This is a genomic window from Bradyrhizobium sp. 6(2017), from assembly GCF_011058295.2.
In the GTDB taxonomy this organism is placed as follows: domain Bacteria; phylum Pseudomonadota; class Alphaproteobacteria; order Rhizobiales; family Xanthobacteraceae; genus Bradyrhizobium; species Bradyrhizobium septentrionale.
Window position 1 is genome coordinate 2,968,916 of sequence record NZ_CP049289.2, and the last position, 13,968, is coordinate 2,982,883.

The following is a 13,968-nucleotide window of genomic DNA, read 5'->3' on the forward strand; positions in this document are numbered from 1 at the left end:
GCGCAGATCAGCAGCACGATGACGCCGGCATAGGCGAGGCGCGCGATTCCCAGCGCAATGCGGGTGCGTGCGAGGTCGATGGCGCCGTTGAGGATATGCGGACCGGGGACCAGCACCATGCAGGGACAGAAGGCGACCAGCGCCGTTGCTACCGGGAGCTGGAAACGGCTCGCAACGGCAGCGACGATGCCCGCGATGAACGCGGCGCAAAGCGGTTGGATCAGCGGATTGTGGCTGAAACCGGACAACCAGCGACGCACGAGCGCCGATGGCGGCGCTGCCCGCGATCAACAGCAGGCTGGCCGCATCCAGTGTCCCGAAGATGACGCCAAGTGAAGCGGCGCCGATAGCCGCGAACAGGGTGAAGCGCGACGTCGAGGCCGGTAGCAGCCGGCCAGCCGCCTCCAGCGCCGACTGCGCAGCCTCGACCGCCAACGAGCCGCTGCAGACCTGATCGATCACCGTCGTGACGGCCAGCACTCTGCTCATGTCGACGCCGAGCGGCTTGGCTGGAACGATCTGCGAAATAGGCTCGCCGTCGAGCACGACGGTGAGCTCGCCCCAGTACGGGAGGACCCTAACCGTCACGCCGAATGCGCGCCCAAGCCGCTCGGCGGCGGCTACCGTGCGCTCCGTGGTCTGGCCGTGAGCAAACAGGAGCGTGGCCGCCAGCGCGGTCGTTCTTAGCATCGCCTCGCGCGCGAGCGGCTCGGCGCACGGTGTCTCGCCTTCGGTCAATTGCGCTGCGCGGTCCAGTAGCCCGAGCATCGCGCGCCGCCCGCGCGTCCGCTCCACTTTCCGCCTCCCGAGGTTCCGGACAGCCGGCCGGTGCCGGAAGCGGATTTATCGTGAACCGTCACCGACGCGCGAACCGAACCGGACCTCGAAACATATCCCCTGAACTTGACGAGGTTGGGATGGGTCACAATGCCGTCGGAAACATTGACGGTGAAGTTGTAGCTGGGATCGCACGCGCCGCGTTGCGTCACGAACACGAGGTCCCAGGAGCCGTCGTAGGCCGAACGCGCGTGCGCCGTCGAAGCCGAGACGATAGAGCAGGCGGCTGCAAGCAGCCAAAACGAAGACGCCTTCATCGATAGTTCTCCATGAGGCAAGCGGTCGCTTTCGATCAAGCGGAACAGCGTCATCGATATGTGAACCGCGATGCGGCGTGCTGCCGAACGATGACCTGCTTTTAGAAAAGGCTGGCATGGCGCGCCTGTCGAAACGTGCTTCAGATTATCCTGAAAAGGTGCGATCGCAACCCGTGTCGTCAGGTCCGTGCCGGCCGGCGGCCGGTTTTGAGCATGATTGGCCCCAATCGAGCAGCCACGTTCAATCGCGCCGAAGGCGAGCGGCATATTGAATGCGCGCACCGACGGCCGCTCGAACCGGGCACGTCAGCCTGCATTCCCGATTAAGCCTGGAGCATCGCGATGAACATCACGTCCGGCGAGGTCTGACATGCGATACGCTTTGCCGGCCATGGTCTTGATCGGAGCGGTGACGCTTGGCGGTTGCTCCGACGGCGTGCTCGATCCGAAAGGGCCGATCGCCGTTGCCGAGCGGCAGATTCTGCTCAATGCGCTTGGCATCATGCTGGCAATCGTGATCCCGGTGATCCTTGCCACGCTCGGTGTTGCCTATTGGTTTCGTGCCTCGAATCAGCGTGCGCGGTATCGGCCGGATTTCGCATATTCCGGCCGTCTCGAGATGCTCGTCTGGTCGATTCCGGCCATGACCGTGTTCCTGGTTGGCGGCGTGGCGTGGGTCGGCTCACACGATTTGAGCCCGACCAAGCCGCTCGCATCCTCGGTGAAGCCGTTGCGGATCCAGGTTGCTTCGCTCGATTGGAAATGGCTCTTCATCTATCCCGATCAGGGTGTCGCCAGCGTCAATCAACTGACGATTCCCGTCGGCACCCCGGTCAGCCTCGAGCTGACCTCGTCTGGCGTGATGAACAGCTTCTTCGTGCCGCAGCTCGGCAGCCAGATCTACACCATGGCGGGGATGATCACCCGCCTGCAGTTGCAGGCCGACCATCCCGGGACGTACCGGGGATTCTCCGCCCAGTACAGCGGCGAAGGATTCTCCGACATGCACTTCAACGCCGAAGCCGTGACGGGCGAAAAGTTCGCCCAATGGGCCGCTGCGGCGCGCAATGCCGGTCCGTCACTGGATGCGGAGACCTATGCGGAGCTGGCGAAGCCAGGCCGGGCGGTAGCGCCGTTCACCTACCGCTCGGTAGCGCCCGGTCTGTTCGACAGGATCTCGGTCTCGGAGATGCAGTCCGACGATGCGATGTGCCGCAAGTCTCCGACGTCAACAAGGGCGGAAAAATGAATCTACTCGGCAAGCTCAATTGGAGCGCGATTCCTCTCGACCAGCCGATCATCATGGGCGCGTCGGGCGGAATGGTGCTGGTCATCGTGTCGATTCTTGCATGGGTCACCCTCAAGGGCTACGTGCCCTATCTGTGGCGAGAGTGGCTGACCTCCGTCGACCACAAGCGCATTGGCATCATGTACATCATCCTGGCGCTGGTGATGCTGCTGCGTGGCTTTGCGGACGCCATCATGATGCGGGCGCAACAGGCGGTCGCGGCGGGTGGCGCGCAAGGCTACCTGCCGCCCGAGCACTTCGACCAGATCTTCTCGGCTCATGGCACGATCATGATCTTCTTCATGGCGATGCCGTTTGTGATCGGAATGATGAATTTCGTGGTGCCGCTGCAGCTCGGTGTCCGCGATATGGCGTTTCCGACCTTGAACTCGGTGGCCCTGGGGCTGACCGCGTCGGGTATTCTGTTGACCAACATCTCGCTGGCAGTCGGCGAATTCTCGAAGGCCGGCTGGGTCGCCTATCCGCCGCTGAGCGGGCTGCAATTCTCGCCCGGGGTCGGCGTCGACTACTATCTCTGGGCGTTGCAGATCTCCGGCGTCGGCACGTTGATGACGGGGATAAACTTCGTTGCGACGATCCTGAAAACGCGTGCGCCGGGGATGAGCTATATGCGCATGCCGGTGTTTTGCTGGACGTCGCTCGCAGCGAACCTGCTCATTGTTGCGGCCTTTCCGGTACTGACTGCGACGTTCGCGATGCTGCTGCTCGATCGTTACCTCGGCTTTCATTTCTTCACGATCGACGGCCAGGGCAACGCGATGATGTACGTGAATCTGTTCTGGGTGTGGGGGCACCCGGAGGTCTACATCCTGGTGCTGCCCGCGTTCGGCATCTTTTCCGAGGTCGTCTCAACCTTCTCCGGCAAGCCGCTGTTTGGCTATCGCTCGATGGTGGCCGCGACGATGGCAATCTGCGTGTTGTCGTTCGTGGTGTGGCTGCACCATTTCTTCACCATGGGCGCAAGCGCGAACATCAACGGGTTCTTCGGCGTCATGACCATGATCATCGCCGTGCCGACGGGTGTCAAAGTCTTCAACTGGCTGTTCACGATGTACGGCGGCCGCATCCGGTTCACCGTCCCGATTTTGTGGTCGATCGGCTTCATGGTGACGTTCGTGATCGGCGGCATGACCGGCGTGCTGATGGCGGTGCCTCCTGCGGACTTCCAGCTGCACAACAGCCTGTTTCTGATCGCGCATTTTCATAACGTCATCATCGGCGGCACGGTGTTCGGCCTGATGGCGGGCTACAATTACTGGTTTCCCAAGGCGTTCGGCTTCAGGCTCGACGAACGCTGGGGCAGGGTGTCGTTCTGGTGCTGGCTGATCGGCTTCTATATCGCCTTCATGCCGCTTTACGCGCTGGGTCTGATGGGCATGACCCGCCGCATGCAGCATTACGACGTCGCCAGCTGGCAACCGTGGCTGGTGGTCGCGGCGGTCGGCGTCGTCGTCATCCTCGTTGGCATCGTCAGCCAGGTCATCCAGCTCGTGGTGTCGATCCGCGACCGCGAGCAGCTGAAGGTGACCGCGGACCCGTGGAACGGCCGTACGCTGGAATGGGCGACGGCTTCGCCGCCGCCGGTATGGAATTTCGCCGTGCTGCCGCAGGTGACCGACATCGATGCCTTGTGGAAAAAGAAGCAGCGCCAGCGCACGCAAGCCCAGCCGGCGAAGGAGCGCAAGTTCGAGCCGATCGAACTGCCGAGGAACAGCGCAACCGGCTTCGTCGTCGCATTCTTCTCGGTTATTGGCGGCTTTGCGATGATCTGGCACATCTGGTGGATGGCGGGTGTCGGGGCAATCGGCATCTTCCTGACCATGCTTGCCTTCGCATTTCGCGACGAGGAGGAAGTCGAAATTGCGGCCGAGCAGGTTGCACGATTCGAACGCGCGCACCAGGCGGAGATTGCAGTATGAATGTCGCAGTTGCAGTTGACGGCGAGGTCCGCGACGAGGCGCGGCCGCATGCAAGCGAGGCCGGACCCGCCGCGAAGCGGGTCGTGGTCGGCTTTGGCTTCTGGATATTCCTGTTGAGCGACATCGTGATGTTTGCGGCGATCTTTGCCGCTTACGCCGTGCTGGCGCACGCAACCGCCGGCGGGCCAAGCGGCGCGCAGCTGTTCAGCCAGGGCAGCGTTGCGATCGAGACCGGCTGCCTGCTCGCGTCAAGCTATACCTGCGGACTGATGTCTCTGGCGGTCAGCGCGCGGCGCTATAGCATCACCTATCTGGGAGCGCTCATCACCTTCGTGCTGGGGGCCGCGTTCCTGGTCCTCGAAGTGCGGGAGTTCGCCGGCATGATCGCCGCCGGAGCAGGACCGCAACGCAGCGCCTTCCTGTCCGCGTTCTTCACCCTTGTCGGTTGTCACGGGCTGCACGTCACCGCCGGTCTGGTCTGGCTGACGGTGATGATGGCGCAGGTCGCGATCAAGGGCTTTCGTGCGAATGTCGAACGGCGTCTGCTCTGCTTCTCGTTGTTCTGGCATGCGCTCGACATCGTTTGGGTATGGCTGTTTACGGTGGTCTATCTGATGGGAGTCCGTTCATGACCGACACAGGCTACGATCGCGCACCCGGCGATGCGGCGACACTGCCCGACGTGGAACAGGGTACGTCGACCGGCGCACTGGTCTACACTATCGGATTGGCTCTTGCGGTGGGCCTCACGGCCCTGTCGTTCTGGGTCGCCAACACATCGTTGCTCTGGGCCGGCGGTGTCTCACTCGGTCTGACTGTCCTTGCGATCGCGCAAATGGGCGTCCATCTGGTGTTTTTCCTGCACGTCACCACGGGCCCGGACAACACCAACAATGTAATGGCACTGGCGTTCGGTGTGCTGATCGTCGTTCTCGTCGTCGTCGGATCGCTCCTCATCATGGCGGATCTGAACGACAACATGATGCTGCCTCCCGAGCTGATGAACCTGCAGATGCAGCGCTGAACGCGCCAGGCGAGGCATGATACGCGGTGCGGTCCCGCCGGGGTTGGAGCGGTGATCGACCTCGGCGCGCATGAACCACCAAGTCCTCGCACGTTCGTCCAAGCGTCGAGGACGATGCCAACGCTAAAGTTCCACGTTGAAAGACCGCGCGCCGCTGGTGGTGGGGACAAGACATGCTGAAGGGATTCACGGCCCCCCGCTCTCCCCTCGGTGTTGCTGCGCTGGTGCCGCCGCCGCCCTGGCACTTTGCAGGCGACGTTCTGGCTGTGGAGTTCTGGAATGATCCTGACGCGTCGGTCCAGATTCTTCCGGCCGGCGTCGAGCTTGACGAGACGAGCCCAGGCCACTCTGTTGCACTGTTCACGGACTACCAGTTCACCGCGCAGAACGATGAGTATCTCGATCCTGCCAGATATCAGTGCCGCGGATTTAGCATCCTGCTCGACGCGATGTGGAAGGGACGACGAATAGCATGGTGTCCATATTGCTACGTCGATAATGACGCCGCGTTGATGAGGGGGTGGATTCAGGGCTATCCGAGAAAGCTCGGTATTGTGCATCAGACCCGGACATTTGGAACCGCCGGCATGGCTTCGGCGCCGCTCGCGCATGACGGTAGGTTTTCAGCCTGCATGTCCGCCCACGGCCGTTTGCTGGTGCAGGCCGGTGTCACCTTGCGCGAAAAGGCCGAGCGTCTGGTCGGCTTGCTCGATCGGCAGATTGTCGGACGACGACATTTTCCGCGGCTATCCGCGGGGATGCACGATAAGCCAGCCGTCGACGAACTCGTTCGATCGGTTTCGGATCATCTGCTGCTCACGAATATCTGGGTCGGCGAGGCGCAACTCGATTTCCCGGAAGCCTACGGCGAGGAACTGGAGATGTTGGGCCCGCTCAAGGTGGGGCGCGGATATCGGTTCTCGGTTTCCTATTCGGTGACCGGCATCGAGGTTTTGGCAGACCTGACCGCCTAGCCAATCGCAACTGCCACCAACGAGCGTTGCGGAATTGCGGCAGAAATAAACAAGTCGACGCATTTCAAGCAAATTAATGATGCGCTGGTTCCAATAGTCTCCGTGCCACAGGTGATGGACCAGGACATGGGAATGCTCAAGGGCTTTACGGTTCCGAAGTCGCCATTCGGCCAGGCCGCGCTCACTCCATCGCCACCCTGGCATTATGCCGGCGATGCCGTCGGAGTTGAGTTCTGGGCCGACCCGGCCGCCACGGCAGCGACACTGCCGAACGGCCTTTCCCGCGATCCGAAGTCGAATGGGCACGCCGTGATGATGTTTCTGGACTGGCAGTTCACGGCCCAGGACGACGAATATCTCGATCCGGCGCGTTATCAGTATCGCGAGGCGTTGATTTTGGTCGATGCGATGTATGGCGACGTGCCGGTCATGTGGTGCCCCTACATTTATGTCGACAACGACGCCGCGCTTGCATGCGGCTGGACGCGGGGGTTTCCGAAGAAGATGGGCAGTATCTTTCAGACGCGCTCCTTTGCGGCTTCAGGTCCGGCGGCCGTGCCGGTTGCGTCCGGCAGCCGCTTCGGTGCCAGCCTTTCCGCGCATGGCCAGCGTCTTGCAGAGGCCTGCGTCACCTTGCGAAAGCCAGTCGAGGACGGATTGTCCCTCCTCAGCCGCCCGACCGTCCTGTTGCGATACTTCCCGAGGCTGGCGGCCGGTTCCCGGGACCGGCCGGCGGTCAACGAACTGGCGATGTCAATCACCGACAATCTTGCCGTTTCCGGCGCGTGGGTTGGCAAGGCTGAGCTCAATTTTCCGGAAGCGCGAGGTGAAGAACTTCACGCGCTCGCGCCGAAGCGGATCGACGGAGGATTCCGCTACTCGCTGTCTTACTCGGTCAGCGATCTGAAAGTGCTGGAGGACCATGGATCCTAGCGGAGCCGGCGCCGACCTTCGAGCTTTGGGCGGCCCTGTCCGGATCCTCAGGAGTTGCCGGAGGGTGTTGCAATTCTGACAATGTGGCGGTCAACCCATTGTTGTTAAATACGAAAAATGCCCGGCGCGCACACCGCGACATTAACCTTCCATAACGCTGATTAACGCGCCAAGCGCGACCCCGTGCGGCATTCTCTCGTCGATCCAAGGTTTCGGACGGTCGTGGGAGAACGATGATGGCAGCACTTCAAGCGACCGCACCGGAATCGTCCCCTGCCGCTGACCAGCAATTTCACCTGGTTGCGAACAGCGTGGCCAGGCTGCTCGAAACCGCAAGGCGAGAGCTGGAGTGTGACCGGGAGGCGGCCAAGGCGTCGCTGGCCACGGCGTCCCACATCCTGCAAGCCGAGATCGACCGCTGTTCGTCCGCCCATGACGCTTCAAGGGGCGGTCTGGCGGCATGGCAGATCCTGCGTGTGCGAACCTATGTCGACAGCAATCTGCACCGTACCATACATATCCGGGATCTCAGTATGGTCGCGCGCCGAAGCCCGGCGCATTTCTCCCGGAAATTCAAACTGGCGGTCGGCCAGTCGCCGCATGCCTATGTGGTCAGAAGGCGTATCGAGCGCGCCTGCCACCTGATGATGACAAGTACGGCGTCACTGAGCGAAATAGCGTTGAGTGTCGGCTTCTCGGATCAAGCCCATCTGTGCAGGCTCTTCAGGCAGGCCTTTGGTCAAAGCCCGGCCAACTGGCGGCGCGAGCGCGGAATTCCGGGCGATGTCACCGCCAGAATTGACGCGGACGCGAGCGCCGCATGAACGATCCGCGGGGCAGGGTGCTGAGCTTTGGCCCTTTCGAACTCTCGATCCGAAACAGGCTTCTGAGCAAAGACGCAACGGTTGTGCCGCTCGGCGCGCGCGCGATGGATCTCCTCATCGTCCTGGTGGAGCACGCCAATAGGGTCGTCGGCAGACGGACTCTGATTGAGCGGGTCTGGCCGAAGCGGGGAGCCGAGCAGGTCAGCCTTCGCGTCCACATCTCGGCGCTGCGCAAGGCTCTCGATCAGAATGATCCCGGCAGGCGCTATATCGCGAATGTGCCCGGTCGGGGGTACAGCTTCATCGTCCCCGTAACCGCGCTTTCCCCACCGGCGTCGGAGGATTACCGCCCTTCAAAGCACCGGCTCCCTGCGCGCCTGATGCGGATGCTTGGGCGAAGCGATGCCCTGGCTGTCATTCAGATGAAGCTGGTCGAGCAGAAATTTGTGACGATCGTCGGGACCGGCGGCATCGGCAAGACTACATTGGCGGTCGCCGTGGCTCATGAAATGAGCTCCGCTTTTGACGGCCACGTTCATTTCGTCGACCTGAGCACGCTCGGTGACGCTTCGCTCGTCGCCCCGGCCTTGGCCGCAGCTCTCGGCGTATCGGTACGAACAAACAATGTCGTGCCGGCCTTGATCGATCGTTTGCGGGAGACGCCGGCACTTCTCATTTTCGACGGCTGCGAACCGTCTATTGAAGGTGTGTCCGCTGTTGCGGAAGAGCTGGTTCGAAACGTCCCGACACTGCATCTGCTCGCGACCAGCCGGGAGGCGATGCGTGTCGAAGGTGAACATGTCTACGAACTCGGCACACTTGATTGCCCTCCGGAAGATGGCGGCCTGTCGGCGCGAGACGCGCTGCAATATCCTTCTGTCCAACTGCTGGTCGACCGCGTGCGGGTTGTGCGAAACGACTTCGCGTTGACCGATCAGGAAGCGCCGATTGCTGTGAGAATTTGCCGACGGCTCGATGGCATTCCATTGGCGATCGAACTCGCAGCCTGCCGGGTTGACATATTCGGCCTGTCCGGGACCGCCCGCCTTCTCGATGAGCGGCTAAACCTGTCATGGCCAGGCCGTAGAACCGCCCCGTCGCGGCACCAGACACTGAACGCCACGTTGGAGTGGAGCTTTGATCTGCTTGGCGAGGCAGAGAAGCGGGTCCTGAGCCGACTTAGCGTTTTTGCCGGTGGATTCACGCTGGAAGCGGCGGTCGCGGTTGTGGCCGATGAGATCGTGGAAGAAGCGAGCGCTTCGGATTGCGTTTGGGAGCTGCGTTCCAAATCGATGATTGCAGCTCAGGGACAGGATGGGCGGCTGCGTCTGCTTGACACCACGCGCGGGTTTGCCCTGCAGCGATCGGCCGAGAGCGGCGAGCAGGATCTGTTTTGTCGCCGTCACGCGCTTTATTTCACCGACCTGTTCAGGCAGGGCGCGGCGATGGATGGATCGGGCGGATCCAAGGCGCTCGCGATCGAGATCGACAATCTCAGAGCCGGCCTGAACTGGGCATTTTCGGCGACAGGCGATGCTAAAATCGGCGTCGAACTCGCTGCGGCATCCGCAAGTGCCTGGATGGCTATGGCGTTGCTCACCGAATGCCGTGACTGGATGGGGAAGGCCATCAGCCATCTCGACCGGATGAATTCGGGCACACGGCAGGAAATGGTCCTTCAGGCAGCATTCGCCAGCTGCGTGATGTTCACAGGTGGCATGACGGATCGATCGTACACGACCTGGGCCATGGCCCTGCGGCTCGCCGAAGGGCTTGGCGATGTCGATTATCAGGTGGACGCCCTGCTTGTGTTGTGGGCGCACGAGTTGCGCGTACCGAATTATCCGGAAGCGATCAGACTGGCCGACCGCTGCGGCGAGGTTTCGCAAGGAACGGGTCATCTCGGCGCTGTCGCGACCGCCAATTACATGCGGGGTATCACGTACTACCATACGGGCCGAATTGTCGAGGCTCAGGGCCTGCTCGAATTGTCGCTGCATCGCGACGACGAGGCTTCCCGGCAGTTGCTGATCAAGCGATTCGGCTACGACCGCAAGGTCGATAATCTGGCCGGCCTCGCCACCCTGGCGTGGTTGCGCGGCTCTCCGGATCAGGCCCGCAGGTTCAGCGGGATGGCTGTCGCTGAGGCGCGGCAATCCAATCGGGCCGTGAACCTTTGCGGAGCGCTGACCTTTGCATGCTTCATCGCATATCTGACCGATCCGGATGACGGCGAAGCCGTGGCACTTGTCGGCGAGCTTGCCGGCTACGCCGACAAACACGCGCTGCATAATTACCAGGGATTTTGTCTCGGCATGCAGGCCTTCTATAAGGTAAGGCAGGGAGGGGAGATCGGCGCCGCTTCGGCAATGCTTCAGGCAGGTCTCGAGAAGCTGTCGACGGCACGCTACGGAATCTTCGACTGGTTCCTGCAGGCCGAGTTTGCGCGATGCCTGGCCCAGGCGAACCGGCCGAGGGAAGGGCTCGAGGCCTTCGAGCGGGCGAAGATCGATCTCGATCAAAGCCGCTGGTATGGCCCGGAACTGCATCGCATCAGGGGTGAGCTGGCGCTGGGCAATGGCGAGGGATTGGCGGTCAGTCGGCAATATCTTCTGCGCGCGCTCGAGTTGGCAAACAGGCAGGCGAGCTTGTCGTGGGCGCTCAGGGCTGCGACCAGCCTTGTTGTTGCAGAAAAATCGGAAGGGCGAAGGGAACCGGCATGGCATGCCCTGCAATCCACTTACGCGAAATTTCAGGAGGGGCTTGATACGCACGATCTGCGCTTGGCAAGGCACGTGCTCGGCGGTCCATCCCAGCGGGACGGTGTCGTCGTCTCGATGCGGTAACGGCTTGTTGCTGAAGGAGGTTTGGGCTAACACTGGATGGCCCGGGGAGTTTGCACAATACTGACGACGGATGGTGCAACAACCAGATCGTCGACGGTCTTGGCGGGATAATTCATGTCGCTCCAACCAATTGGCTCACCGGGTGCAATCCGGCTGCGGTTTGGCCCATTCGAGTTGAATGTCGCCGAGCGCTCTCTCACCAAGGCAAACCAGGTCATTTCGCTTGGCGGCAGGGCTTACGACATCCTGATCGCTCTTCTCGAGAAAGCCGGTGAGGTTGTCCCGAAGTCCGAATTGATCGCAAAGGCATGGCCTGACGTCACCGTCGAAGAAGGGAGTCTTCGGGTCCATCTGTCGGCGCTGCGCAAGGCGTTGGGCGACGGACAGTTCGGCGACAAGTACATCACGAACCTTCAGGGACGTGGCTACAGCTTCATTGCGGCTGTCACCCGCCCGCCCGCGGACCGTGACGACGCAGCTTCCGGATTGTCCAACGTACCGCCGGCACTGGGCCGCATGGTCGGTCGTGACGATGTTGTCTCCGAGATTCTGCGTTTGCTGGGGGCTGAACGGCGTCTGGTTACGATTTTGGGTACAGGGGGCATAGGCAAGACGACGGTTGCTTTGTCGGTCGGACACGGCGCACTGGCCGACTTCTCGGGTGCCGCATATTTTGTCGATCTCTCGACCGTAAGCGATGGGGCGCATGTGATCGGTGCGATCGCATCCGCTGTTGGCCTGGACTCGCGGTTCGTCGATCGCGCGGATGTGCTACTCGATTGTCTGCGCGATCGAAGGGCCCTGATCATTCTCGACAGCTGCGAACACCTGACCGAAGGAATCGCGCAGATCGCCGGCAGCGTTGTTCAGAATGCGCCTGATGTGCGCTTGCTTGTAACCAGCAGGGAGGCCCTGAAGGTCCCGGGTGAACATCTGCTCCGCCTTGCTCCGCTCGATTGCCCGCCGGAGCAGCCTGGGCTGACGGCGTCGGAGGTGTTCGCCTATCCCGCTGCACGGTTGTTCGCCGAACGTGCCAGCGCCCGCGGCGGCAACCTGTCGCTCGGCGACGAAGAAGCGGCCATGATCGCCGAGATTTGCCGCAAGCTGGATGGCATTGCGCTCGCCATCGAGCTCGCCGCGGGAAGAGCCGCCGTCTTTGGCGTCGGCAATACCGTGGCGAAGCTGGGTTCGCGCCTCGATCTGCTGAGGTTTGGTCGCCGAACGGCCAATCCGCGGCATCAAACGCTCGAGGCGACGCTGGACTGGAGCTATGATCACCTTTCCGAGCTTGAACAGACAGTGTTGCGGCGCATCGCGATCATGGTCGGGCACTTTTCATTGGAGACTGCGATCGCCGTGGCGGAGCAGACCGGACTTGACCGGTCTGAAGTCGCGGGCGCGGTCGAAAATCTTGTCGACAAATCGCTCGTCGCGGCGTGGCCCGGTTACCAAGGGACGCGGTACCGGTTGCTCGACACCACGCGCTGCTATGCCTTGGAGAAGCTCGCCGCGAGCGGTGAGCGTAATTCGGTGGCGGAACGCCACGCGCGCCGTCTCGACCGATTGCTGGAGAGGTACAGCAGCGATATCCAGCCCGGGCCATCTCTGGCGAGCGCCATGGAACATTATCTCGGGGATGTCCGCGCGGCACTTGAATGGAGCTTTGGACCGGACGGCGACGACCGCGCTGCCGTACGAATGGCAGCGGCCGCCTCCCGATTGTTCCTGGCGACGTCTCTCTTGGCCGAGTGCCGAGGCTGGATGGAGAAGGCGATCGATCGGATTGCCGCGGACTGCGATCCGCGTGACCAGATGGAAATCCACGCGTCGCTGGCGCTGTCGCTGATGTTCACCGCCGGAAACAGCGAGCGGGTTCGCGATGCCTTCAACACAGCGTTGGCGCTTGCGGAGCGCTGCGAGGATGCCTACCAGCAACTGCGTCTCCTGAGCGGGCTGTCGATGTATTTTCACCGTACGATCGATGCGGGCCGCAGTCTCGAGATCGCACTGCGCGCGGAGGCCGTCGCGAGCACGACCGGCGACCCCGATGACGCCGCACTTGTGGATTCGATGCTGGGAGCGGCGCATTACATGCTCGCCGACCATGTCAACGCGCTGAAATACCTTGAACGGTCCTTGCACAGGTCTCCAGCGCCCCGGCGCTTCAATGCAACTCAGCATTTGTTTGATCTGCGCAACGCTTCGCTGTTCAACCTGATGCGGTCGCATTGGTTCGCCGGCAATCTCGACAGGGCTGTCGGCTGCGCGGAACAAACCGTCGAGGAGGCCGAGAGATCGGATCATCCGATCGCTCTGTGTCGCGCTCTGATTCTGACGATGCCGCTCTATTTCTGGATCGATGACATGGGGCAGGTCGAACGGAATCTCTCCAAGCTCGAGTTGATCGCGGAGAGATACGCGTTAGAACCATTCCGTGCGGTCGCCATGGGACTTAGAGGACGGCATTTCGTTCGCGCCGGTCAGGCGGAGCAGGGTGTGTGCTACCTGCAGGATAGCTTGGAGAAGCTGCAGGCTCTACGATACGAAATGCTTGTGACGGATTTCGTGTCCGAATTGGCGGTCAGTCTGGCGAAGCAAGACCGGCGCACCGAAGCGCTAACCCTCATCGACGAATCGATTGCGACGCAATTGAAGTTGAACAGGCCGCTGCATCTTCCGGCGCTCTTCCTGGCGAAGGGCGAGACGCTGGCGTACGGGGGAAACGGACAGATTGATGCCGCTCACGGCTGTTTTGAGCAGGCGATGGCGCTTGCAGGGCAACAATCTGCGCTATCGTTCGAGTTGCGAGCGGGCTTGCAGCTTGCGCGGCTTGGGATCAAGCGGGGGCAGGTCCGTGGCGCGCACGGTCTCATTGCACCGCTCTACGGCCGATTCACCGAAGGTTTTGCGACACCAGATCTCATTGCAGCAAGGCAGATCCTCGAACAGGCCGACGTGTCGGCGCAAAAGTCCCGGGGCGGGCTGCGAAATCATCGGGTATCGTGAAGGGCTTGAGCGAACCGCCCGCGCTGAATCCGGGGCGAT

10 protein-coding genes and 1 pseudogene are annotated in these 13,968 nt (G+C 61.9%); 9 read left to right on the plus strand and 2 right to left on the minus strand.

The features are described 5' to 3' along the window. Nucleotides 1-41: 41 nt before the first annotated feature. Nucleotides 42-768 (minus strand): annotated as a pseudogene (locus G6P99_RS47675) (threonine/serine exporter family protein); the annotation flags it as partial. Further along, complete coding sequence (locus tag G6P99_RS14060) at nucleotides 735-1,376, minus strand: hypothetical protein (RefSeq protein WP_245284509.1); 642 nt, start codon at nucleotides 1,374-1,376, stop codon at nucleotides 735-737. The gene G6P99_RS14060 and the pseudogene G6P99_RS47675, both read right to left, overlap by 34 nt. Before the next feature lie 88 nt (nucleotides 1,377-1,464). On the opposite strand from G6P99_RS14060, the gene cyoA reads away from it, so the two are divergent. From cyoA to G6P99_RS14105, 9 genes are all read left to right on the plus strand, one after another. Next, the gene (gene cyoA / locus G6P99_RS14065; RefSeq protein ID WP_029078328.1) at nucleotides 1,465-2,343 is read left to right on the plus strand and encodes a ubiquinol oxidase subunit II; all 879 of its coding nucleotides are present in this window, start codon (nucleotides 1,465-1,467) and stop codon (nucleotides 2,341-2,343) included. Continuing rightward, on the plus strand, nucleotides 2,340-4,322 hold the full coding sequence (gene cyoB, locus G6P99_RS14070; protein ID WP_029078327.1) for a cytochrome o ubiquinol oxidase subunit I: 1,983 nt from the start codon (nucleotides 2,340-2,342) through the stop codon (nucleotides 4,320-4,322). Before cyoA ends, cyoB begins: the two co-directional genes overlap by 4 nt. Next, entirely contained in the window at nucleotides 4,319-4,954 is a 636-nt protein-coding gene (gene cyoC / locus G6P99_RS14075; protein WP_035976046.1) for a cytochrome o ubiquinol oxidase subunit III, read from the plus strand. The genes cyoB and cyoC overlap by 4 nt, the downstream gene beginning before the upstream one ends. Next, the gene (gene cyoD / locus G6P99_RS14080; protein WP_029078326.1) at nucleotides 4,951-5,346 is read left to right on the plus strand and encodes a cytochrome o ubiquinol oxidase subunit IV; all 396 of its coding nucleotides are present in this window, start codon (nucleotides 4,951-4,953) and stop codon (nucleotides 5,344-5,346) included. The genes cyoC and cyoD overlap by 4 nt, the downstream gene beginning before the upstream one ends. A 173-nt stretch (nucleotides 5,347-5,519) precedes the next feature. Then, nucleotides 5,520-6,320 (plus strand): acetoacetate decarboxylase family protein, encoded by an 801-nt coding sequence (locus G6P99_RS14085; RefSeq protein WP_035976044.1) that lies wholly within the window; start codon nucleotides 5,520-5,522, stop codon nucleotides 6,318-6,320. A 114-nt stretch (nucleotides 6,321-6,434) separates the two neighbouring features. Further along, nucleotides 6,435-7,253: an acetoacetate decarboxylase family protein gene (locus G6P99_RS14090; protein ID WP_245284508.1), complete on the plus strand. Its 819-nt coding sequence runs from the start codon at nucleotides 6,435-6,437 to the stop codon at nucleotides 7,251-7,253. Between the two features lie 236 nt (nucleotides 7,254-7,489). Further along, nucleotides 7,490-8,077 carry a helix-turn-helix domain-containing protein gene (locus G6P99_RS14095; RefSeq protein WP_198031100.1) on the plus strand — a complete coding sequence of 196 codons (588 nt, stop codon included), beginning with the start codon at nucleotides 7,490-7,492 and terminating at the stop codon, nucleotides 8,075-8,077. After that, on the plus strand, nucleotides 8,074-10,923 hold the full coding sequence (locus G6P99_RS14100) for an ATP-binding protein (RefSeq protein ID WP_165128569.1): 2,850 nt from the start codon (nucleotides 8,074-8,076) through the stop codon (nucleotides 10,921-10,923). Before G6P99_RS14095 ends, G6P99_RS14100 begins: the two co-directional genes overlap by 4 nt. 114 nt (nucleotides 10,924-11,037) lie before the next feature. After that, nucleotides 11,038-13,929: an ATP-binding protein gene (locus G6P99_RS14105; protein ID WP_165128571.1), complete on the plus strand. Its 2,892-nt coding sequence runs from the start codon at nucleotides 11,038-11,040 to the stop codon at nucleotides 13,927-13,929. Nucleotides 13,930-13,968 lie beyond the last annotated feature (39 nt).

Bases quoted from the DNA above. Each gene is read 5' to 3' on its own strand.
- cyoD (WP_029078326.1), top strand. From the start codon at position 4,951: ATGACCGACACAGGCTACGATCGCGCACCCGGCGATGCGGCGACACTG.
- G6P99_RS14100 (WP_165128569.1), top strand. From the start codon at position 8,074: ATGAACGATCCGCGGGGCAGGGTGCTGAGCTTTGGCCCTTTCGAACTC.
- G6P99_RS14105 (WP_165128571.1), top strand. From the start codon at position 11,038: ATGTCGCTCCAACCAATTGGCTCACCGGGTGCAATCCGGCTGCGGTTT.
- cyoC (WP_035976046.1), top strand. From the start codon at position 4,319: ATGAATGTCGCAGTTGCAGTTGACGGCGAGGTCCGCGACGAGGCGCGG.
- G6P99_RS14095 (WP_198031100.1), top strand. From the start codon at position 7,490: ATGGCAGCACTTCAAGCGACCGCACCGGAATCGTCCCCTGCCGCTGAC.
- G6P99_RS14085 (WP_035976044.1), top strand. From the start codon at position 5,520: ATGCTGAAGGGATTCACGGCCCCCCGCTCTCCCCTCGGTGTTGCTGCG.
- cyoB (WP_029078327.1), top strand. From the start codon at position 2,340: ATGAATCTACTCGGCAAGCTCAATTGGAGCGCGATTCCTCTCGACCAG.
- cyoA (WP_029078328.1), top strand. From the start codon at position 1,465: ATGCGATACGCTTTGCCGGCCATGGTCTTGATCGGAGCGGTGACGCTT.
- G6P99_RS14090 (WP_245284508.1), top strand. From the start codon at position 6,435: ATGGACCAGGACATGGGAATGCTCAAGGGCTTTACGGTTCCGAAGTCG.